The organism is Pseudomonas sp. UTLPPB19802, assembly GCF_059730225.1.
On the sequence record NZ_AP048545.1, the window covers coordinates 2,953,054 to 2,976,374 of the forward strand.

Genomic DNA, 23,321 nt, shown 5'->3' on the forward strand with positions numbered 1-23,321 from the left:
GCTCCGAAGACAGCATCCTAGTCCGCGTCAAGCGTAGCCAATGCCGACGAATCCGCCTAGCCGGTCATTCAACCACCAGCAAAATCTGCCGGCTTTTAACCTGGTCCCCCCGGTTGGCCTGCACCCGTCGCACCACGCCGTCGATACCGGCCTTCAACGGATGCTCCATCTTCATCGCCTCCAGCACCATCAGCAGTTGGCCTTTGCGGACCTCGCTGCCCTCGCTGACCAGCACATCGACGATCGCCCCATCCATTGGCGCTTTCACGGTGCCCGAACTCGCCGTCGCCTGGCCTTGTGTCGCTGCCAAACTCAGGTCCCGCAGCAACAGGTTGCCCGGCCGGGTGAACAGCCAGAGTTGTTCGCCTTCCAGCCGATAGGCATGGCGCCGCCTCACACCGTCGAGTTCTGCCGTGACCCAGCGGCCGTCACAGGCCAGCAGCCGGACTTCGACCTGCTGCCCGGCATGGCTGACCAGCAGCGGTGCGCCGGGCCTGGCGAGCAGTTGCAGGTCGAACGCGGCCTCGCCCTGCGCCAGTCGGTAGCGCCGCGCCGTGCCGACGTTGTTGCGCCAGCCGGCAAGTCCGGCGTCATGGCGTCCGGCTCCGGCCTGATAGAACAGCGCGGTGGCCAGAGCCAGTTCGCTGCTCGACGGCTGATGGGGTTGCAAGCTCGGATCAGCGTTGAAGTGCTCGGCGATGAAGGCCGTGCTGAAGTCGCCAGCGGCGAACAATGGGTGACGCAACAGGTTCACCAGCAGGCGCTGGTTGCTCTCGAGACCGAGCAGCACACAGTCCTCGACCGCGCGCAGCAACCGGCGGCGGGCTTCCTCGCGGGTCGCACCATGGGCGATCAGCTTGCCCAGCAGCGGATCATAGAACGGGCTGACCGCCTGCCCCTCGAGCAGGCCATGATCGATCCGCACGCCTTCCGACTGTACCGGTTCCCAGCCCAGCACCTGGCCGGTCTGTGGCAGAAAACCCTGGGTCGGGTCTTCGGCGTACAGGCGCACCTCGATGGCATGGCCCTGGAGGACGACCTGGTCCTGGCGCAGGGGCAGCGGCAACCCGGCTGCGACATCGAGCTGCCAGGCCACCAGGTCCAGCCCGGTGATCAGTTCGGTGACCGGATGCTCCACCTGTAACCGGGTGTTCATTTCCAGGAAATAGAAGCGCCCGGCGGCATCGAGCAGGAACTCGACGGTGCCGGCACCGACATAGTTCACCGCCCGTCCGGCCTGCAATGCGGCTTCACCCATGGCCTGGCGCAGTTCGCCGGTCATGACCGGGCAGGGCGCCTCCTCGACGATCTTCTGGTGACGGCGCTGGATCGAGCAGTCGCGTTCGCCCAGGTACAGCAGGTTGCCGTGGCTGTCGCCGAACACCTGGATTTCCACATGGCGCGGCTCGACCAGCGCCTGTTCGAGAATCAGTTCGTCGCTGCCAAAGGCGTTCAGGGCTTCCGAGCGGGCGGTACGCAGTTGCTCGGCCAGTTGCTCGGGCTCATGGACCAGGCGCATGCCGCGTCCGCCACCGCCGGCACTGGCCTTGATCATCAGCGGGTAGCCGATCCGCTGGGCTTCGCGGGCGAGGGTCGCATCGTCCTGTGCGGCGCCCTGATAGCCATCGATGCAGGGTATGCCGGCGGCAAGCATGGCGATTTTCGACTGGCGCTTGCTGCCCATCAACTCGATGGCTTCGGGGCTGGGGCCGATGAAGGTGATCCCGGCCTGTTCACAGGCGCGGGCGAACTCGGCGTTTTCCGAGAGAAAACCGTAGCCGGGGTGAATCGCATCGGCGCCGCAGCGGCGCGCGGCGTCGAGCAGGGCCTGGCGGTTGAGGTAGGACTCGGCCACCTGTGGTGCGCCGATGCACACGGCTTCATCGGCCAGTTGTACGTGGCGGGCGTCGGCATCGGCCTGGCTATAGACGGCCACGGTTCGATAGCCCTGGGCCTGGGCGGTGCGAATGACCCGGCAAGCGATTTCGCCGCGGTTGGCGATCAGGATCTTTTTGAAGGCGGGCATGGTGGCGGTCCTTTGGTTGGAGGGTAATGTTTCGGGCTTGTCGGGGCTCCGAGCCGCCGCGAAGACGTCATCCGGCCCAGCGCGGTTCCCGCTTCTGCACGAAGGCCAGCGTCCCCTCGACGCCCTCCGCCCCGGTCACCGCCTCGGCAAACCCGCGCGCCGCCTGATCGAGCAGCGCCCCCAGTGGCTGCTCATCGAGCAGCAGCGCCTTGGTTGCCGCATTGGCTCCCGGCGCACAACGCAGCACCTGGCTCAGGATTTCATCAAGGCGATCCTCCAATCCCTGGGTATCACGCTCGACAAAATGCACCAGCCCCAATCGCGCCGCCTCATCGCCGTCGAAACGCGCCGCGGTCAACGCCAGCCGCCGAGCCTGGGTCAAGCCGATACGCCGCACCACGAACGGTGCGATCTGCGCCGGCAACAACCCAAGGCTGGTTTCCGGCAAGCCGAAGCGGGCGTCATGGGCGGCCAGCGCGATATCGCTGACACAGGCCAGGCCGAATCCACCGCCGAGCACCGCGCCCTCCAGCACCGCGATCACCACCTGCGGCTGGTGCTGGGCTTCTTCCAGCAACGCACCGAAGGCGCGGTTCAGTTGCTCATGGGCCTGTGCACCCTGGGCACGGGCCTGGGCCATGTCCTTGATATCGCCCCCTGCACAGAAATGGCCACCGGCCCCACGCAGCACCACGGCGCGCACGCCGCGATCCTCACGTACCGCGGCCAGTACGCTGCGCAGTTCGCCGACCATCTGCAGGCTCATCGCATTGCGGCTGTCCGGGCGGTCAAGGGTGATTCGCAGTACGCCGCCCTCGGCCTCCAGGCGCAGGGTCTGGCAGTCGGGCAGGGCACTCACGATTTTTTCCCCGGCAGGATGCCCATGAGCTTGCAGATGATGCCCAGCATGATCTCGTCGGCACCGCCGCCGATCGACACCAGGCGCACATCGCGATAGGCGCGGGACACCGGGTTGTCCCACATGAAGCCCATGCCGCCCCAGTATTGCAGGCAACTGTCGGTGACTTCCCGGCCCAGTCGCCCGGCCTTGAGCTTGGCCATGGAGGCCAGGCGGGTGACGTCGCGGCCCTTGATGTACTGCTCGGTGGCCTGGTAGACCAGCGCCCGCAGGCACTCGATCTCGGTGGACAGCTCGGCGAGGCGGAAGTGGATGACCTGGTTATCGATCAGCGGGCTGCCGAAGGTCCGGCGTTCCCGGCAGTAGGCGATGGTGCTGTCGACGCAGTATTCCAGGCCCTTGATCATGTTCGCCGCACCGAACAGCCGTTCCTCCTGGAACTGCAGCATCTGCATCATGAACCCCGCGCCTTCCTGGCCGATGCGGTTGCGTTGTGGCACGCGCACGTCGTCGAAGAACACCTGGGCGGTTTCCGAGCTGCGCATGCCGAGCTTGTCCAGGTGCGGGCTGAGGCTGATGCCGGGGCTGTTCATCGGCACCACGATCAGCGACTTGTTCACATGCGGCTTGTCGTCCGAGGTGTTGGCCAGCAGGCAGATGAAGTCGGCACTCGGCGAGTTGGTGATCCACATCTTGCTGCCATTGATCACGTAGTCGTCGCCATCCTTGCGCGCCTGGGTCTTGAGCCCGGCGACGTCGGAGCCGGCGCCGACCTCGGAGACGCCGATGCAGCCGACCTGCTCGCCAGTGATGGCCGGGCGCAGGAACTCCTCGCGCAGCTCATCGGAGCCGAAACGTGCCAGGGCCGGGGTGCACATGTCGGTCTGCACACCGATGGACATGGGGATGCCGCCGCAATGGACGGTGCCGAACTCTTCGGCGGCAACGATCGAATAGCTGTAGTCCAGGCCCATGCCGCCGAACTTCTCCGGCTTGGAAATGCCCAGTAGGCCGAGTTCGCCGGCCTTGCGAAAGATCTCGTGGATCGGAAAGCGACCGGCCTTTTCCCATTCCTCGACGTGGGGGTTGATCTCGTGATCGACGAACTGGCGAACGGTCCGGCGCAACGCTTCATGTTCCTGGGTAAAGATCATTGTTGTTGTTCTCCCTGTGATCGTTTAGAAGCGGGCTACGCCGAAACTGTTGGCCTGCAACGGCCGCACCTCGGCTTCGTGGCAGATGTCCAGCAGGTAGCCGAGCAGTGTGCGGGTATCCCGTGGGTCGATCAGGCCGTCGTCCCAGAGGTTGGCGGTGCCATAGAGGGCGGTGGACTGGCTGTCGAGTTTCTGCGCGGTCACCTGTTCGAGCATGTCGAGCATCTTTTCCTCGGCGACCTGGCCTTCCTTGAGCTGTCGGGCCTCGGTGACGATCCGCAGGACCTTGCCGGCCTGGGCGCCGCCCATGACCGCCGTACGGCTGTTGGGCCAGGCGAAGATGAAGCGCGGGTCGAGGCCGCGGCCACACATGGCATAGTTGCCGGCGCCGTAGGAGCCGCCGACGACGATGGTCAGCTTGGGTACCCGGGCATTGGCCACCGCCTGGATCATCTTCGCGCCGTGCTTGATCACCCCCTGTTGCTCGGACTCGGTGCCAACCATGAAGCCGGTGGTGTTGTGCAGGAACAGCAGCGGAGTGTGGCTCTGGTCGCAGAGCTGGATGAACTGCGCCGCCTTGCTCGCGCCCCGTGGGGTGATCGGGCCATTGTTGCCGATCACCCCGCAGGGGCGGCCGTGGATCTGCAGGTGGCCGCAGACGGTCTGCTGGTCGAACTCGCCCTTGAACTCGAGGAACCGCGAACCGTCGGCCAGGCGGGCGAGGATCTCGCGGACGTCATAGGGCTTTTTCGGGTCGTCGGGAATCAGCCCCAGCAGGTCGTCGATCGGGTAGAGCGGTTCGGCGAACGTCGGCGCGAGTGCCACTGGCAGCCGTGCATTCCACGGCAGCGCGGCAACGATCTCGCGGGCCAGGCGAATGCCATCGGCATCGTTCTCGGCCAGGTACTCGGCGGTGCCGGCCACCTGCGCATGCATCTCGGCGCCACCGAGTTCCTCGTCGGTGGCCACTTCGCCGGTGGCGGCCTTGAGCAATGGCGGCCCGGCGAGGAACAGCTTGGCCTTGCCGCGCACCGCCACCACGTAGTCCGACAGCCCCGGCTGGTAGGCGCCACCGGCGGTCGCCGAGCCGTGAACCACGGTGATCTGCGGCAGGCCCATGGCCGACATCCGCGCCTGGTTGGCGAAGCAGCGCGCACCTTCGACGAATATCTCCGCCGCGTAGTTCAGGTTGGCCCCGCCGCTTTCGGCCAGGGTGATCACCGGCAGCCGGTTTTCCATGGCGATCTGTTGCAGGCGCAGGGTCTTTTTCAGGCCGCTGGGGGAGATGGTCCCGCCCTTGATCGCACTGTTGTTGGCCACCACCAGCAGGCGCACGCCGCAGACATAGCCAATCCCGGCGATCAGGCCGCCACCGGCCTGGCTGCCGTCCTTGTCGTCATGCAGCTTGTAGCCGGCCAGGCTGGCCAGTTCGAGGAAGGGTGCGCCGGGGTCGAGCAGCAGGTTCAGGCGCTCGCGGGGCAGCAACTGGCCACGGCTGGTGAACTTGTCACGGGCCTGCTCGGCCTTGTCCAGCAGTTTCTGCTCCAGTTGGCGAACCTGTTCGAGGCTGGCCAGCAGGGCATCGCGATGGCGGGTGAAATCGGCACTGTGGCGGTCAAGCTGGGATTCGATCACCGGCATGGTTCACTCCTTGTCCTTGAGCACATCCGGCAGGTAGGCCCGATGGAAGCCGTTGTACGACTCGCTGTTGCGCACCGGCTGCAACGGCCAGGCGCGATTGCCGAGGCTGGCGGCGCCGTCGATGCGCAGGGTGCTGCCGCTGATGAAGGCGGCCGCCGGGCTGAGCAGGAACACGATCGCCGCGCTGACCTCCGATTCGGTGCCGATGCGCTTGAGGGGCACATGCTCGCGCAAGGTCGGGATGATCTGCTTGAATGCGCCTTCGTAGGTGTCCATGCCGCTGGAGGCGACCCAACCCGGTGCCACCGCATTGACCCGGACTCCGGCGCAGCCCCATTCGAAGGCGGCGGTCTTGGTGAAATTGTCCATGCCGGCACGGGCGGCGCCGGAGTGGCCCATGCCGGGCATGCCGCCCCACATGTCGGCGAGCATGTTGACGATGCTGCCGCCGTGGCGGCTCATGGACTGGTTGAACACCTCCCGGGCCACCAGGAACCCGCCCACCAGGTTGGTGCGCAGCACGGTTTCGAAACCTTTCTGGTTGATCGAGGCCAGGGGGGCCGGGTATTGGCCACCGGCGTTGTTGACCAGGCCATGGATCGGGCCGTATTCGGCGACCAGCTCGGCGACCAGCTGTTTCACCGCGTCCTCGTCACGAATGTCGCAGCTTCGCCAGGCCGCATGGCCGCCATCTTCAGTGATTTCGGTGGCGACCCGCTGCAGCTTTTCCGCCTTGCGCCCCACCAGCAGCACGCGGGCGCCGAGGGCCGCCAGTTCATGGGCCGTACAACGACCGATGCCGCTGCCGCCGCCGGTGACCATAATCGTCTGGCCGTTGAACAGATCGGGTTTGAATACGGAGGCATAGGCCACGGTCACGCTCCTTTCAGGCAAGTTGATCGGCCAGCTGTTGCGGCACGGCAATCGGGAATTCCAGCAGTTGCTGGGCCAGGGCCTTGCCCTGCGGGTCGATGCGCAGGCTGGCGACACCGCCGCCGCCCAAGGCGTTTTCCAGGAGGAAGTTCAGGCTGTGGCTGCCGGGCAGGTACCAGCGCGCGACGCGCCCGTGCAGGGGATCGAGCACGTGGTTCATCCAGTCGACGACCGCCGCCGTGGTCAGCGCCGCGGCGATCCACGGCAGGTATTCCGGGCGCCGGGCCATGACCCCGATATTGCTGTGGTTGCCCTTGTCGCCGGAGCGCGCCACCGCCAGCTTCACCAGCGGCACGCTGGCTTCGGCCGGCCCCTGGGGCTGCGCGGGCTGCAGATCTTCGGCAAGCCCGGCAGGGTCGAAGTCCGACAGGACGGGTAGTGTGCAAGAATGGGTCTGTTCGTCGAGGCGTACGCCCAGTTCGCAGGCATCCTTGTCGATCAGGAACGAAAACAGCCGGATCAGTGGGTATACCGTTGGCCGACCGCCGACGATGCCGGTCAATCCCGGTGCCATGCCCGTGGCGGCCTGGGCGATTTCCCGGGAGAACAGGATCAGTGCCTGCTTGCTCGGATGGCGTACGGCGAGCTTGATCACCACCTCGCGGCTGTCCTGGCGGCGACCGTGGGGGCCATAGCTGGCTTCGCTGCCGAGCAGTTCGATGTTCACCTCGCTGTAGGGCGCCCAGCCCCGTAGCTGGAACATCTCGGACGTCTTGGCAATGATCGCCTGGCTGACGCGCCGGGCCTTGTCCACGGCATCGATGCCGGCGATCAGGCAACTGGCGGTACACCGGAAACCATCGGGCCAGGTGGCGCTGACCTTGTATTGCCCGGTCGGCGGCAGGCCCCTGGCACCGTGCACGGCCACGCGGTTCTCGCCCTGCTGGACCAGGCTGACCCGGGTGAAGTCACAGATCACATCCGGCAGCCGGTAGGCCCGTGGGTCGCCGATCTCGTAGAGCAGTTGCTCGCCGACGCTCAGGGGCGACACCAGCCCGCCGGAGCCTTCGGGCTTGCTGACGACGAAGTGCCCGTCGGCGCCGACTTCGACGATGGGGAAGCCGATATGTTCGTAGTCCGGCACGTCGCGCCAGTCGGTGAAGTTGCCGCCGGTGCACTGCGCGCCGCACTCGATGATGTGCCCGGCCAGTGCCGCCTGGGCCAGCTTGTCGTAGTCGTCCCAGGCCCAGCCGAACTCATGCACCAGCGCCGCGCTGACCACCGCGCTGTCCACCACCCGCCCGGTGATCACGATATCGGCCCCCAGGCGCAGGGCCTCGACAATCCCCGGTGCGCCCAGGTAGGCGTTGATGGAGACGCACATGGGCGGCAGCGGTGCGCCGCTGAACATTTCCTCGATACCGCTGGCCGCCAGTTGCCGGGACTGGGGTTGCAGGTCGTCACCTTGCAGGACGGCGATCTTCAGCTTCACTCTGAGTTTGTCGCAGACCTGCTGCAGTGCGGCAGCACAGGCGTGTGGGTTGACCCCGCCGGCATTGCTGATGACGCGGATGCGCTGCCGGGCGATATCTGCCAGCAAGGGTTCGAGGACTTCGACGAAGTCGGTGGCGTAACCGGCCTGGGGATCCTTCATGCGCGCTCCGGCGAGGATCGACAGGGTGATCTCCGCCAGGTAGTCGAACACCAGGTAGTCCAGCTTGCCGCGCTCCACCAGCGGCCTGGCGGCCGTGGAGGTATCGCCCCAGAAGGCGCTGGCACAACCGACACGAACCGTTCTGTTCATCCGCACGATCTCCGAAAGTGGTGGAATGAGGCTACCAAGCAAGCGCTTGGTTTGTAAACCCCGTCGATGAGTTTGTCCCAAGCGCTTGCTTGGGCGCGCTGCTCGGCTTAAATTGCGCGCGCAACCTCCCGGTTTCCGGGCGTGCAACGGCACCAGCAATGAGGAGACTGCCGTGAACGAGCAACAAGCCCAGCAGGTAATGGGGGATCTGGTGCAGGCGGGGCAACTGACCGACCCGGACAGCGCCCGCGGCAAGCTGCTGCAGACCGCCGCACACCTGTTTCGCAACAAGGGTTACGAGCGCACCACGGTGCGTGACCTGGCCAGCGCCATTGGTATCCAGTCCGGCAGCATCTTTCATCACTTCAAGAGCAAGGACGAGATCTTGCGGGCGGTGATGGAGGAAACCATCCTCTACAACACCGCTCTGATGCGTGCGTCCCTGGCCGAGGCGACCAGTGTGCGCGAGCGGGTACTGGCGCTGATCCGCTGCGAACTGCAGTCGATCATGGGCGGTACCGGCGAAGCCATGGCGGTACTGGTCTACGAATGGCGGTCGCTGTCACCGCTGGCCCAGGCCCAGGTTCTGGCATTGCGCGATATCTACGAGCAGATCTGGCTGCAGGTGCTGGGCGAAGCTCGTGATGCCGGCTATATCAAGGGCGACGTGTTCATTGCCCGGCGCTTTCTGACCGGTGCCTTGTCCTGGACCACCACCTGGTTTCGTCCCCAGGGCAGCCTGACGTTGGATCAGTTGGCCGACGAGGCTTTGGCGCTGATTCTCAAGGACAGCTAAGTGCGTGTTGTGCAAGTGATTAATTCACGCGCGTGAAGTTGTCTATGTGAACAAAAACGCCTAGCTTAGTGATATCAACGATATTTATTCTGAGGTGCGTGGCCTTGAAGTTTTCGCCAGTGCGGACGGCATTCCGAGTTCTAGGGTTGGCGCTGGGTGTGCTGATGGTCCAACCGGTTTCGGCGGCCCAGGAAGTCAGGATCGGTGCCGCGCATTTCCCTCCCTACACCATTCGGCCCGAGCAGGGCGCTGATACTGGCGTGTTGCCGCAACTGGCCGAGGCGCTCAATGCGCTGCAGGGCGACTATCATTTCGTGCTGGTGCCGACGTCGATTCCCCGGCGCTTTCGCGATTTCGAGGACGGTCGTACCGATATGGCGATCTTCGAGAATCCGGAGTGGGGGTGGAAGGATATCGCCCATGTGAATGTCGACATGGGGCTGGAGGATGCCGAGGTGTTCGTCGCCCAGCGCAAGCCGGATCGGGGACAGGGGTATTTCACTGACCTGAAGGGAAAGCGGTTGGCGTTGTTCAGTGGGTATCACTATGAGTTTGCGCAGTTCAATGCCGATCCCAAGTATCTGGCCGAGACCTACAACGCCACACTGACCTATTCGCATGACAGCAATCTGTTGATGGTGCTGCGGGGAAGGGCGGATATCGCGTTGGTCACGCGCTCGTATCTGTTCGATTACCTGAGCCGTAATCCGGGGACGGCCAAGGAGTTGCTGATTTCGGATCGGATCGATCAGGTTTATCACCATTACGCACTGCTGCGGCCCAAGGCGCCCATTACAGGGGAGGCGTTTAGCCAGCTGCTGGAGCAGTTGCCATCGCCCGCCTGGCCGAGCATTTTGTCAGCCTGCTGCAACAGGTGACCCGGCAGCCGGAACAGGCCATTGGTGACCTGGCACTGTTGACTGCCCGTGAGCGTGAGCAGCAGGCCGAGTGGGGTGCCGCGCCCTGCGCCCCGGCCAGCGAATGGCTGCCGGAACAGCTGAACCGCCAGGCCCAACTGACCCCCGAGCGTACCGCGCTGGTGTGGGACGGTGGTCGTCTAGACTTCGCCGAGTTGCATGCCCAGGCCAACCGCCTGGCCCACTACCTGCGGGACAAGGGTGTCGGCCCGGATGTTCGCGTGGCTATCGCCGCCGAGCGCTCGCCGCAGTTGCTGGTCGGCCTGCTGGCGATCCTCAAGGCCGGTGGTGCCTATGTGCCGCTGGACCCGGACTACCCGAGCGAACGCCTGGCCTACATGCTTGCCGACAGCGGTGTCGAACTGCTGCTGACCCAGAGCCACCTGGTCGACCGCCTGCCGTCGGCAGCGGGCGTCTGTGCGGTGGCGATGGACCTGCTCAAGCTCGACACCTGGCCAAGCCAGGCACCGGGCTTGCACCTGCACGGCGACAACCTCGCCTACGTGATCTACACCTCCGGCTCCACCGGCCAGCCCAAGGGCGTCGGTAATACCCACGCGGCACTGGCCGAGCGCCTGCAATGGATGCAGGCGACCTATGCCCTGGATGCCAGCGACGTGCTGATGCAGAAGGCACCGATCAGCTTCGACGTATCGGTCTGGGAATGCTTCTGGCCACTGATCACCGGTTGCCAACTGGTAATCGCAGGTCCCGGCGAACATCGCGATCCCTATCGCATCGCCCAGTTGGTACAAACCTTTGGCGTGACCACGCTGCACTTCGTGCCGCCACTGCTGCAACTGTTCATCAACGAGCCGCTGGTGGCCCAGTGCAGCAGCCTGCGCCGGCTGTTCTGCGGCGGCGAGGCGCTGCCGGCCGAACTGCGCAACCGGGTGCTGGAGCAATTGCCGCAGGTACAACTGCACAACCGCTACGGCCCGACCGAAACCGCGATCAACGTCACCCACTGGCACTGCCAGTCGAGTGATGGCGAGCGTTCACCGATCGGCCGTCCGCTGGGCAACGTGATCTGCCGGGTGCTCGATGCCGAGCTGAACCCGCTGCCCAACGGCGTGCCGGGTGAGCTGTGCATCGGTGGCATCGGCCTGGCCCGTGGCTACCTGGGACGCGCCGGCCTGACCGCCGAGCGTTTCGTCGCCGACCCGCTGGGCGAAATCGGCGAACGTCTGTATCGCACTGGCGACCGTGCCCGTTGGGCCGCCGATGGTGTGCTGGAATACCTCGGCCGTCTCGACCAGCAGGTCAAGCTGCGCGGCTTCCGCGTCGAACCCGAGGAAATCGAGGCACGCCTGCTGGCCCTGGAAGGGGTCGCCCAGGCCGTGGTGCTGGTGCGCGAGACTGTCGCCGGTGCGCAGTTGATCGGCTACTTCACCAGCCCCGGTTCGACCGAGACCGAGCAGGCCCAGGTCGCCGAGCTGAAGGCGGCCCTGGCGGCGGAACTGCCGGAGTACATGGTGCCGGCACAACTGCTGCGCCTGGATGAAATGCCCCTGAGCCCGAGCGGCAAGCTGGACCGCAAGGCCCTGCCGGAACCGCAGTGGCAGGTGCGCGAACACATCGAGCCGGTGACCGCGCTGCAACAGCAGATCGCCGCGATCTGGCGTGAAGTGCTCGGCCAGCCGCAGGTCGGCCTGGGCGATGACTTCTTTGCCCTGGGCGGCCATTCGCTGCTGGCCACCCAGATCATTTCCCGCACTCGCCAGGCTTGCGATGTCGAGCTGCCGCTGCGGGTGCTGTTCGAGGCCCCGGAACTGGGCGCGTTTGCCGAGCAGGTGCAGCAGCTCCAGGCATCCGGCCGACGTAACCAGCAGTCGGCCATCGGCACGGTCGACCGCAGCCAGCCGGTGCCGTTGTCCTATTCACAGCAGCGCATGTGGTTCCTCTGGCAGATGGAGCCGGACAGCCCGGCCTACAACGTCGGCGGTATGGCGCGCTTTACCGGCGTGCTCGACGTGGCCTGCTTCGAGGCCGCGTTGCAGGCGCTGATCCAGCGGCATGAAACCCTACGCACCACCTTCCCGAGCAGCAACGGCGTGGCGCACCAGCGGGTGTCCAGCGAGACCGGCGTACGCCTGGCCTGGAAGGACTTCTCCGCCCTCGATCGCGAAGCGCGCGAGCAACGCCTGCAACAACTGGCCGACAGCGAGGCGCACCTGCCGTTCAACCTGGAAACCGGGCCGCTGCTGCGTGCCTGCCTGGTCAAGGCCGGGGCGCAGGAGCATTACTTCGTCCTGACCCTGCACCACATCGTCACCGAAGGTTGGGCGATGGACATCTTCGCCCGTGAATTGAGCGCGCTCTACGAAGCCTTCATTGATGAACGCCAGTCGCCGCTGCCGCCGTTGCCGGTGCAATACCTGGACTACAGTGTCTGGCAGCGCCAGTGGCTGGAATCCGGTGAGCGTCAACGCCAGCTGGACTACTGGACCGCACAGCTGGGCAGCGAACATCCACTGCTCGAATTGCCGAGCGACCGCCCACGGCCGCCGGTGCAGAGCCACCGTGGCGAGCTGTACCGCTTCGACCTCAGCGACGAGCTGGCGGCACGGGTCCGTGCCTTCAACGCGCAGCATGGCCTGACCCTGTTCATGACCATGACCGCCGCGCTGTCGGTACTGCTCTATCGCTACAGCGGCCAGACCGACCTGCGCATCGGCGCGCCGGTTGCCAACCGTATCCGTCCGGAAAGCGAAGGGCTGATCGGTGCGTTCCTCAATACCCAGGTGCTGCGTTGCCAGCTCGACGGGCAGATGAGTGTCGGCGAACTGTTCGAACAGGTCCGCCACACCGTGATCGAGGGCCAGTCCCACCAGGACCTGCCGTTCGACCATCTGGTGGAAGCCCTGCAACCTCCACGCAGCGCCGCCTACAACCCGCTGTTCCAGGTGATGTGCAACGTCCAGCGCTGGGAATTCCAGCAAAGCCGCAGCCTCGGCGACATGCGCGTCGAGTACCTGGTCAACGATGCCCGGGCGACCAAGTTCGACCTCAACCTGGAAGTTACCGACCTCGACCATCGCCTGGGTTGCTGCCTGACCTACAGCACTGACCTGTTCGACGAGCCGCGTATTGCGCGCATGGCCGCCCACTGGCGCAATCTCCTGGAGGCGCTGATCGGCGATCCACAGCAGCGCCTGAGCGAGTTGCCGCTGCTGCAGGCCGACGAGCAGCAGGCGCTGTTCGCCAGTCTCGGCGCGGAAGCCGGCGAGCAGCGGCTCGACCAGTGCATCCACCAACTGTTCCGCCAGCAGGCCGAAGCCCGTCCTGATGCGCCGGCACTGACCTTTGCTGGCCAGACCCTGAGCTATGCCGAACTGAACGCCCAGGCCAACCGCCTGGCCTGGCGCCTGCGTGAGCAGGGCGTGGGCCCGCAGGTGCGGGTCGGCCTGGCACTGGAGCGCTCGCTGGAAATGGTGATCGGCCTGCTGGCGATCCTCAAGGCCGGCGGTGCCTATGTGCCGCTGGACCCGGAATACCCGCTCGACCGCCTGCACTACATGATCGAGGACAGCGGCGTCGGCCTGCTGTTGAGCCATCGTGCGCTGCTCGAAGCCCTCGGTCCGTTGCCGGCCGGTGTCGCGCAGTGGTGCCTGGAGCAGGACGGCCCGGCGTTGGCCGACCACTCGGTCAAGAAATGCCGTTCATCAGCCTGCCGCAACACCAGGCGTACCTGATCTACACCTCCGGTTCTACCGGCAAGCCCAAGGGCGTGGTGGTCTCCCACGGTGAAATCGCCATGCACTGCGAGGCGGTGATCCGCCGTTTCGACATGCGCTCGGACGATTGCGAGCTGCACTTCTATTCGATCAACTTCGACGCCGCCACCGAGCGCCTGCTGGTGCCGCTGCTCAGTGGTGCCCGCGTGGTACTGCGTGCACAAGGCCAGTGGGATGCCGAGGAAATCTGCCAACTGATCCGCCAGCAGCAGGTCAACATCCTCGGTTTCACCCCGAGCTACGGCAGCCAGCTGGCCCAATGGCTGGCGACCCAGGAGCAGACCCTGCCGGTGCGCATGTGCATCACCGGCGGCGAGGCGCTGACCGGCGAGCACCTGCAGCGTATTCGCGCGGCCTTCCAGCCGAGCCTGTTCTTCAACGCCTACGGCCCGACCGAAACCGTGGTCATGCCGCTGGCCAGCCTGGCGCCGCAGCAGTTGGAAGAGGGCGCGGGCAGTGTGGCGATCGGCACCGTGATCGGTGCGCGGGTGGCCTACATCCTCGATGCCGACCTGGCACTGGTGCCGCAAGGTGCCACCGGGGAACTGTATGTCGGCGGTGCCGGCCTAGCCGTGGGCTATCACGAGCGTCCGGGGATTACCGCCGAACGCTTCGTTGCCGACCCGTTCGGGGCTGACGGTGCGCGTCTGTATCGCACCGGTGACCTGGTTCGCCAGCGTGGCGACGGCCAGGTGGAATACATGGGCCGGATCGACCATCAAGTGAAGATCCGTGGTTTCCGTATCGAACTGGGGGAAATCGAGAACCGCCTGCTGGAGCATGAGGCGATCCGCGAGGCCGTGGTGTTGGCGCTCGATGCGCCGGGTGGCAAGCAACTGGCCGGCTACCTGGTCAGCGATGTCGCGACCGGGCCTGAAGCCGAGCAACTGCAACTGCGCGAAGCGCTCAAGGTGCACCTCAAGAGCCAGCTCCCGGACTACATGGTGCCCACCCACCTGATCCTGCTGGACAGCATGCCGCTGACCGCCAACGGCAAGCTCGACCGCCGCGCGCTGCCAGCGCCGGACCCGGAGCTCAACCGCCAGCAGTACGTGGCGCCGAGCAACGAGCTGGAGCAACACCTGGCCGGTATCTGGCGCGACGTGCTCAACGTCGGCCAGGTCGGCCTGAATGACAACTTCTTCGAACTCGGTGGCGACTCGATCCTGTCGATCCAGGTGGTCAGCCGCGCGCGGCAGTTGGGCATTCACTTCAGCCCCCGCGACCTGTTCCAGCACCAGACCGTGCAGAGCCTGGCGGCTGTGGCGACCCGCAGCGAACGTATCACCGCCGAGCAGGGCCTGCTCAGTGGCGAGTCGAGCCTGACGCCGATCCAGCACTGGTTTCTCGACAGCGACATCCCCGAGCGCCAGCACTGGAACCAGGCGCTGGTACTGGAACCGGTTCGTGCACTTGAGCCCCATGCCCTGGAGCAGGCCCTGGCGGCCCTGCTGGAGCATCACGATGCGCTGCGCCTGGGCTTCACCGCCGCGGCTGGCCAGTGGCGCGCCGAGTACCGGGCGCCAAACGAGGCGACACTGCTGCAACAGGTTCAGGTCTCGGCGATGAGCCAGTGCACGGCGCTGTTCACCGAGGCGCAACGCAGCCTCGACCTGCAACACGGGCCGCTGCTGCGCGCCTTGTTGGTGGCGGGACCGCAGGGCGAGCAACGCCTGCTGCTGGCGATTCACCACCTGGTGGTCGACGGCGTGTCCTGGCGTGTGCTGCTGGAAGATCTGCAGAACGTCTATCGCCAGGTGCTGGCTGCCGAACCGGTGCAATTGCCGGCGAAAACCAGCTCCTTGCGCGACTGGGCGAACCGCCTGCAGGCTTATGCCGGCAGCGAGTCGCTGCGTGAGGAACTGGCACTGTGGCAGGCGCAACTGGCCGGGCCGAACCTTGGGCTGCCGTGCGAGCGCCCCGAGGGCGGACTGCAGAACCGTCATGCCGACACCGTCAGTGTGCGCCTCGATGCGACCCGCACACGGGCCCTGTTGCAACAGGCGCCGAGCGCCTACCGTACCCAGGTCAACGACCTGCTGCTGACCGCCCTGGCGCGGGTGGTCTGCCGCTGGACCGGCCAGCCGTCGGCGTTGGTACAGCTGGAAGGCCACGGCCGCGAGACCCTGTTCGACGAAATCGACCTGACCCGCACCGTCGGTTGGTTCACCAGCGCCTACCCGGTACGCCTGACCCCGCTGAACATCGAGGAGGCCGCAGGGCAGGGTGATTCGATCAAGGCGATCAAGGAACAACTGCGCGGCGTGCCGCACAAGGGCCTGGGCTACGGCGTGCTGCGCTACCTGGCCGAGCCGTCGCTGCGCGAGGCGATGGTGAGCCTGCCGGTCGCATCGATCACCTTCAACTACCTGGGGCAGTTCGACCAGAGTTTTGGCGACGAAGCGTTGTTCCGGCCGCTGGAGGAGTCGGCGGGCGAAGCCCATGGCGCCGAGGCACCGCTGCCCAACGAGTTGAGCATCGACAGCCAGGTCTATGGCGGCGAGCTGGTGCTGCGCTGGACCTTCAGCCGCGAGCGTTTCGATAACGCGACCATTGCCGAGCTGGCGAACGCCTACCTGGCGGAGCTGGGCAGCCTGGTCGAACATTGCCTGGGCGACGACGCTGGCGGCCTGACGCCTTCGGACTTCCCGCTGGCGCGCCTGACCCAGGCACAACTGGACGTGCTGCCGGTGGCCGCCGGGCAGATCGAAGACGTCTACCCATTGACGCCGATGCAGGAGGGCATGCTGCTGCACACCCTGCTGGAACCGGGGACCGGCCTGTACTACATGCAGGACCGCTACCGGATCAACAGCGAACTCGATCCGCAGCGTTTCGCCCAGGCCTGGCAGGCGGTGATCGGCCGCCACGAAGCCTTGCGCGCTTCGTTCTGCTGGAACGTCGGCGAAGACATGCTGCAGGTTATCCACAAGCCGGGCGGTACGCCGTTCGAATACCTGGACTGGAGCGCCGAGGCCGAGGAACAGCAGGAACCGCGCCTGCAACAACTGCTCAAGACCGAACGCGAGGCCGGCTTCGACCTGCTGCGCGAGGCGCCGTTCCACCTGCGCCTGATCAAGGTCGGCGAGGCGCGCTACTGGTTCATGATGAGCAACCACCACATCCTGATCGATGCCTGGTGCCGTTCGTTGCTGATGAACGACTTCTTCGAGATCTACACCGCGCTCGGCGAGGGCCGCGAAGCGCAACTGGCGGTACCGCCGCGCTACCGCGACTACATCGGCTGGCTGCAACGCCGCGACCTGGCCGAGGCCCGGCGCTGGTGGCAGGGCAACCTGCAGGGCTTCGAGCGCGCCACCCACATCCCGAGCGACCGGCCGTTCCTGCGTGAACATGCCGGCGACAGCGGCGGCATGGTGGTAGGTGACCGTTATACCCGTCTCGACCCGCGTGACGGAGCGCGCCTGCGCGAGCTGGCGCAGCAGCACCAGTTGACCGTCAACACCTTCGCCCAGGCGGCCTGGGCCCTGGTCCTGCGTCGCTTCAGTGGCGAACGCGATGTGCTGTTCGGGGTCACCGTGGCCGGGCGGCCGGTGGAGATGCCACAGATGCAACGCACCGTCGGCCTGTTCATCAACAGCATCGCGCTGCGGGTGAAACTGCCGGAAGACGGCGCCGGCTGCAGCGTGCGCGACTGGCTCGGCGGGCTGCTGGAACGCAACATGGAACTGCGTGAGTACGAATACCTGCCACTGGTGACCATCCAGGAGCAGAGCGAGCTGCCCAAGGGCCAGCCGCTGTTCGACAGCCTGTTCGTGTTCGAGAACGCGCCGGTGGAAGTCTCGGTGCTGGATCGGGCGCAGAGCCTCAATGCCACGTCGGACTCGGGCCGTACCCACACCAACTTCCCGTTGACTGCGGTCTGCTACCCGGGTGATGACCTGGGGCTGCACCTGTCCTACGACCAGCGTTACTTCGAGGCCGAAAGCGTCGAGCGCCTGCTGGGCGAGTTCAAGCGCCTGTTGCTGGCGCTGGTGGAGGGCTTCCATGGCGACATGGACCAGTTGCCGCTGCTGGGGGCCGAGGAGCGTGAGTTCCTGCTTGAGGGGTGCAACCAGAGTCAGCACGAGTATCCGCTGGAACAGAGCTATGTGGCGCTGTTCGAGGCGCAGGTCGCCGCTCATCCGCAGCGGATCGCCGCGACCTGCCAGGACCTGCAGCTCAGCTACGAGCAGTTGAACCACGCCGGCAACCGCCTGGGCCATGCCCTGGTGGCCGCCGGGGTCAAGGTCGACCAGCCGGTGGCGCTGCTGGCCGAGCGCAGTCTCGACCTGCTGGGCATGATCGTCGGCAGCTTCAAGGCCGGTGCCGGCTACCTGCCGCTGGATCCGGGCCTGCCGAGCCAGCGCCTGGGCCGGATCATCGAACTGAGCCGCACGCCGTTGCTGGTCTGCACGGCGGCCTGCCGTGTCCAGGCCGAGGCGCTGCTCGACGAGCTGAGTGGCGAGCGGCCGCGGCTGCTGGTCTGGGAAGAGGTGCAGCAGGGCGCGTATCCGCTGGCCAACCCGGGTATCTACAGTGGCCCGGACAACCTCGCCTACGTGATCTACACCTCCGGTTCGACCGGCCTGCCCAAGGGCGTGATGGTCGAGCAGCGTGGCATGCTCAACAACCAGTTGAGCAAGGTGCCGTACCTGCAACTGGACGAATCGGACGTGATTGCCCAGACCGCTTCGCAGAGCTTCGACATTTCGGTCTGGCAGTTCCTCGCTGCGCCGCTGTTTGGTGCGCGGGTGGACATCGTGCCGAATGCGATCGCCCATGATCCGCAGGGGCTGCTCGAACACGTCCGGCAGCAACGGATCACCGTGCTGGAAAGCGTGCCGTCGCTGATCCAGGGCATGCTGGCCCAGGACCACATCAGCCTCGACGGCCTGCGCTGGATGCTGCCGACCGGTGAGGCGATGCCGCCGGAGCTGGCGCACCAGTGGCTGCTGCGTTATCCACAGGTCGGGCTGGTCAATGCCTACGGCCCGGCGGAGTGCTCGGACGACGTGGCGTTCTTCCGCGTCGACCTGGCCTCGACCCGTGGCAGCTACCTGCCGATCGGTACGCCGACCGACAACAACCGCCTGTACCTGCTCGACGGTGCCGATGAACTGGTGCCGCTGGGTGCGGTGGGTGAGTTGTGCGTGGCCGGTACCGGTGTCGGCCGCGGTTACGTCAGCGATCCGCTGCGCACGGCCCAGGCCTTCGTCCCGAACCCGTTCGGGGCACCGGGCGAGCGTCTGTATCGCACCGGCGACCTGGCGCGGCGGCGCAGCGATGGCGTGCTGGAGTACGTCGGTCGGATCGACCATCAGGTGAAGATCCGCGGCTATCGGATCGAACTAGGGGAAATCGAGGCGCGCCTGCACGAGCAGCCGGAAGTCCGCGAGGCGGCGGTGGGCGTGCAGGAGGGTGTCAACGGCAAGCACCTGGTCGGCTACCTGGTGGCCGCCGACTCGGCGCTGGGCCAGACCGAGTGCCTGGACCGGATCAAGCAGCGCCTGCGCGCCGAACTGCCGGAGTACATGGTGCCGTTGCACTGGCTGTGGCTGGAGCGCCTGCCGCTCAACGCCAACGGCAAGCTCGACCGCAAGCTGCTGCCGGCGCTGGAAATCGGCCAGTTGCAGAGCCAGGACTACCTGGCCCCGCGCAATGAGCTGGAAGAGACCCTGGCGGTCATCTGGGCCGAGGTGCTGAAGGTCGAGCGGGTCGGTGTGCGGGACAACTTCTTCGAGCTGGGCGGGCACTCGCTGCTGGCCACGCAGATCGCGTCACGGGTGCAAAAGACCCTGCAGCGCAATGTGCCGTTGCGGGCCATGTTCGAGTGCAGCACCGTGGAGGAGCTGGCCGGCTATATCGATGGCTTGCAGGCCGACGAGATCAGTGAGGAGAAGGTCGATCGCTTGAGCGACCTGATGGCGGAGTTGGAGGGGTTGTAGTCCAGGGCACTGTAGGATACCGGCCCGGTACGCCCTGCTGCTACCGGTTCGGGTACCCGACGCACCTGTAGGCGCGTGGCTTGCCCGCGAAAGGGCCCTCAAGGCCGCTAGCAGCTTCGCGGGCAAGCCCTGCTCCTACAGGTGTGGTGTCGTCGCCGGTATCGCCAGCAGGTGTCACTTCGGCCCGAGAATCTTCACCAGCTTGTCCGCCGACGGCGCACCCTGCTGCTGTTGCAGGTCGCCGTTGTTGTCGAGGTAGAAGATCGCCGGGGTAGCCGACAACTCCAGCTCATCCATCAGCTTGCTGTTGGCGTCGAGCTTGGCCTGGATGTCTGCCGGGATCTTCGCCAGCGGTTTGAGTGAGCTGCCCTTGCCGGCCTTTTCATGGTCGTGCAGGGCCTGTTGCGGGTCCTTGGCGGCGAACAGCGCCGCGGCCTTGGCCGGGCTGTCCTCGCGGATGATTCCGACCATGATGTGGCGCAACTGCACCTTGCCGGACTCGACCCAGGGCCGGGCCTGCTCCCAGAACATGTTGCAGTACGGGCAGTTCGGGTCGCTGAACAGATAGACGATGCGTGGCGCATCCGGCTTGCCATCCTCGATCCAGTTGCTTTTTTCCATCTCGCCCCAGACCTCCTTGGACATCGGTGCATAAACCAGCTTTTGCAACGGTGCCTGGCTCAGGTCCTTGCCGTCGGCGTCATACAGGTTGCCGGCGATCACATGTTTGCCATCGGCGGTCAGGTACAGCGCCATGCCGCGGTTCTGGTATTGGGCGGCGTAGCCGCGCAGGCCGCCGGGGGCATCGAAACTGCCGACGATCTTCGCGCCCTTGGCTTCGATGCTCTTGATCGGCGCGGGCAGTTCTTCGGCCTGCGACACAGGCGCCTGCAACAGCAAGGCGCCGATGGCGCTGCCCAAGCTCAGGTTCAGCAGGTGGCGTTTGAAGGGCATAACGGTTTCCTTGCAGCGGCCACGGCGGCCTTGTTGGAGGGTGGGGGGCCGAAATTTTCAAGGGCGCGGGCCAGGCTGGCTTCGGACAGTTCGCCCAGGTGGCTGCCCAGCAACTGGCCTTCGGCGCTGTACAGGAGGGTGGTGGGCAGGGCCATGGAACCGACGCTCTGGGCCAACTGGCCACGGCCATCGAACAGTACGTTGTCGAGGTTCAGGCCCTGGGTCATCAGGAAAGTGGTCACGCTCTGCATGCTTTCGGCCTGGTTGACGAACAGGAAGGTCACGTCCTGGCGCTCGTGCTGGGCCTTCTGCAGCACCGGCATTTCCCGACGGCAGGGTGGGCACCAGGTAGCCCAGAGGTTGATCACCAGCGGCCCGCCCTGATAGTCGCTCAACTGCACCGCATGGCCCTCGGCATTGAGCAGGGTGATGGCCGGCAAGCGCGAGCCTTGTTCATAGAATGTGGTGAAGAAGGTCGCCAACAGCCAGAAGGCGATCCCGCTGCCCAGGCCGAAACCCAGGGGCCTGCGCAGCGCCGGCCGACGCCAGGCCCGCCACAGCGCACCGAGCAGGATCGCCAGCAGGCCGGGCCAGGGCAGGAAGCCACCGTCGCGGATGTCGAGGATCTGCAGCGGGTCGTTGCGGAAGTAGCTCCAGTAGGCGATCACGAAGCTGCCGCGGGCCGCGAGCATCCCCAGGATGAACAGGCTGAACAGCAGCGACTCCGGGTTGTCGCCACCGCGCTTGGCCACCCACCAGCCCACCAGCGTGGCCAGGGCGAGGGCCAGCAGCAACAGCAGGTGGTTGATCGACAGGGCGAAGGTTCCGAGGGTCAGGGTCAGCATTTAGCGGTCATCCCGTGTGCTGTTCCAGTTCTGCAGGAAACCGGCGGCGTCGATTTCGCCGGTGATGCGGCTGGCCCGGTGTTCGCTGCCATTCGGGGCGATCCACAGCAGGGTCGGCGGACCGGGTACCTCGAAGCGACCGAGCAGTTCCTGGCTGGCGGCGTTGTCGCGGGTCACGTCCAGGCGTACCAGGTGCACATTGCGCAGGGCGTCGATCACTTCGGGCCTGGCGAATACCTGTTTCTCCATGAGTTTGCACGAGGTGCACCAGTCCGCGTAGTAATCCACCAATACCCACTGGCCGTTGGCCTTGGCTGCGTCCAGTTCGCGTTGCAGCGCGGCGGGGTCGTTGACAGTGACGAAGCTGGCATGGCTCGCCGCCACCGGACCGTTACCTCCGGTGTAGATCTGCAGCGGGCGCCACGGGTCGTTGCCGCCACCGGCGGCGCCGATCACCAGCAGGCTGCCCCACAGGCCCAGCAACAGGCTGATGCAGGCGGCGGCCAGCGCCGTGCGGCCGGGTTGCCGCGCCAAGGTCCAGAGCGAGCGGGCCACCACCAGGGCCAGGGCGCCCCACAGGCCAATCCACAGCGACTCGCCGACCACCGGGCGGATCATCACGATCGCAGTGCCGAGGAACAGGAAGCCGAACAGCGCCTTGACCCGATCCATCCACAGCCCCGGCTTGGGCAGGAAACGATTGCCCACGGTCACCAGCAGCAACAGCGGCAGGCCCATGCCGATCCCCAGGCTGAACAGCACCAGGCCGCCGAGCACCAGGTTGCCGCTCTGGGCGATGTACAGCAGGGCGCCGGCCAGCGGTGCGGTCATGCACGGTCCGACCAGCAGGGCCGAGAGGGCGCCAATGATCCCTGCGCCGACCAGGCTGCCACCGCGGCGACCTTCACCGGCGCGCTCCAGGCGGTCGCGCAGGGCGCTGGGCAACTGCAATTCGAAGAAACCGAACATCGGCAGGGCCAGCACCACGAACAGCGCGGCGAAGCTGCCCAGCAGCCAGGGCTGTTGCAGAAATGCCTGCAGGTTGCCGCCGAGCAGCGCGGCGAGCACACCGAGGCCGGCATAGACCAGGGCCATGCTCACCACGTAGCTGCCGGCCAGGGCGAAACCGCGCCGCGGGCTGGCGCCACTGCCGACGACGATGCCGGCGAGGATCGGCAGCATCGGCAGGGTGCAGGGGGTGAAGGCCAGCAGCAGGCCGAGACCGAAGAACGCCAGCAGGCTCCAGCCCAGCGTCTGCTGGCTCAAACTGCTGGCCAGGGACTGGTCCTGGGCTTGCGCCGGCTGGGTGGAAGCCGCTTGCGGGCTGGCCTGTTTCTGTGGCGTTGCCGCCTGATCGCCGAGGTCGACCACCTGGGTCTGCGGCGGATAACACAGACCGGCATCGGCGCAACCTTGCCAGCCGACGCTGACCTTGCCATGGGCGTCGGCCGGAACCAGCACTTCCAGCTCGGTGCGATAGACCGGCTGGTCGCCGAAGAACTCATCATTGTGGGCCAGCGCCTCTGGCAGGGCCGGGCGTTGCGCCGGCTCCAGGCCATCGAACTTCAGGCGTTTCTGGTACAGGTAGTAACCGTCGCTGATCTGCCAGTACAGGCGGGTCTGGCCGGATGCCAGCTTTTCCGAACTGAAGACAAAAACCTGGCTGGCGGGGGGAAAGTCCGGCTTTTTCACCGCGAACGGGTCATTGCCGGCCTGGGCCAGGTTGGCGAAGATCAGGAAAAAAAAGGTCAACACCCAACGCATAAA

Annotated in this window: 11 protein-coding genes and 1 pseudogene; 3 read left to right on the forward strand and 9 right to left on the reverse strand. The window is 66.0% G+C overall.

The window, feature by feature from the left end; genetic code table 11:
- Positions 1–64: 64 nt before the first annotated feature.
- The 6 genes from AC6I6U_RS13500 to AC6I6U_RS13525 all read right to left on the reverse strand — a co-directional run bounded on the left by AC6I6U_RS13500 (position 65) and on the right by AC6I6U_RS13525 (position 8,357).
- Positions 65–2,026, reverse strand: coding sequence for an acetyl/propionyl/methylcrotonyl-CoA carboxylase subunit alpha (locus tag AC6I6U_RS13500; protein ID WP_497882416.1), 1,962 nt, complete (start codon positions 2,024–2,026; stop codon positions 65–67).
- 67 nt (positions 2,027–2,093) lie between these two features.
- Positions 2,094–2,885 carry an enoyl-CoA hydratase/isomerase family protein gene (locus tag AC6I6U_RS13505; RefSeq protein ID WP_497882417.1) on the reverse strand — a complete coding sequence of 264 codons (792 nt, stop codon included), beginning with the start codon at positions 2,883–2,885 and terminating at the stop codon, positions 2,094–2,096.
- Positions 2,882–4,039, reverse strand: coding sequence for a citronellyl-CoA dehydrogenase (gene atuD / locus AC6I6U_RS13510; RefSeq protein ID WP_497882418.1), 1,158 nt, complete (start codon positions 4,037–4,039; stop codon positions 2,882–2,884). Before atuD ends, AC6I6U_RS13505 begins: the two co-directional genes overlap by 4 nt.
- Positions 4,040–4,063: 24 nt before the next feature.
- Positions 4,064–5,680, reverse strand: coding sequence for a geranyl-CoA carboxylase subunit beta (gene atuC / locus AC6I6U_RS13515; protein ID WP_497882419.1), 1,617 nt, complete (start codon positions 5,678–5,680; stop codon positions 4,064–4,066).
- Positions 5,681–5,683: 3 nt separating this feature from the next.
- Positions 5,684–6,553 carry an SDR family oxidoreductase gene (locus AC6I6U_RS13520; protein ID WP_497882420.1) on the reverse strand — a complete coding sequence of 290 codons (870 nt, stop codon included), beginning with the start codon at positions 6,551–6,553 and terminating at the stop codon, positions 5,684–5,686.
- 13 nt (positions 6,554–6,566) lie between these two features.
- The gene (locus tag AC6I6U_RS13525; RefSeq protein ID WP_497882421.1) at positions 6,567–8,357 is read right to left on the reverse strand and encodes an acyclic terpene utilization AtuA family protein; all 1,791 of its coding nucleotides are present in this window, start codon (positions 8,355–8,357) and stop codon (positions 6,567–6,569) included.
- Positions 8,358–8,529: 172 nt separating this feature from the next.
- Between AC6I6U_RS13525 and AC6I6U_RS13530 the strand changes: the two genes are divergently transcribed.
- From AC6I6U_RS13530 to AC6I6U_RS13540, 3 genes and pseudogenes are all read left to right on the forward strand, one after another.
- Positions 8,530–9,153, forward strand: a complete 624-nt coding sequence (locus AC6I6U_RS13530) for a TetR/AcrR family transcriptional regulator (RefSeq protein WP_497882422.1) — start codon at positions 8,530–8,532, stop codon at positions 9,151–9,153.
- A 164-nt stretch (positions 9,154–9,317) separates the two neighbouring features.
- Positions 9,318–10,031: a substrate-binding periplasmic protein gene (locus tag AC6I6U_RS13535; protein WP_497883028.1), complete on the forward strand. Its 714-nt coding sequence runs from the start codon at positions 9,318–9,320 to the stop codon at positions 10,029–10,031.
- Positions 10,016–19,755: pseudogene (locus AC6I6U_RS13540) on the forward strand (non-ribosomal peptide synthase/polyketide synthase); the annotation flags it as partial. The gene AC6I6U_RS13535 and the pseudogene AC6I6U_RS13540, both read left to right, overlap by 16 nt.
- A gap of 174 nt (positions 19,756–19,929) precedes the next feature.
- On the opposite strand, the gene dsbG reads toward AC6I6U_RS13540, so the two are convergent.
- From dsbG to dsbD, 3 genes are read right to left on the reverse strand one after another with little or no spacing between them, the layout of a single operon-like run.
- On the reverse strand, positions 19,930–20,709 hold the full coding sequence (dsbG, locus tag AC6I6U_RS13545; RefSeq protein WP_497882423.1) for a thiol:disulfide interchange protein DsbG: 780 nt from the start codon (positions 20,707–20,709) through the stop codon (positions 19,930–19,932).
- On the reverse strand, positions 20,685–21,554 hold the full coding sequence (locus tag AC6I6U_RS13550; protein ID WP_497882424.1) for a TlpA family protein disulfide reductase: 870 nt from the start codon (positions 21,552–21,554) through the stop codon (positions 20,685–20,687). The genes dsbG and AC6I6U_RS13550 overlap by 25 nt, the downstream gene beginning before the upstream one ends.
- Positions 21,555–23,318 (reverse strand): protein-disulfide reductase DsbD, encoded by a 1,764-nt coding sequence (dsbD, locus tag AC6I6U_RS13555; protein ID WP_497882425.1) that lies wholly within the window; start codon positions 23,316–23,318, stop codon positions 21,555–21,557.
- Positions 23,319–23,321 lie beyond the last annotated feature (3 nt).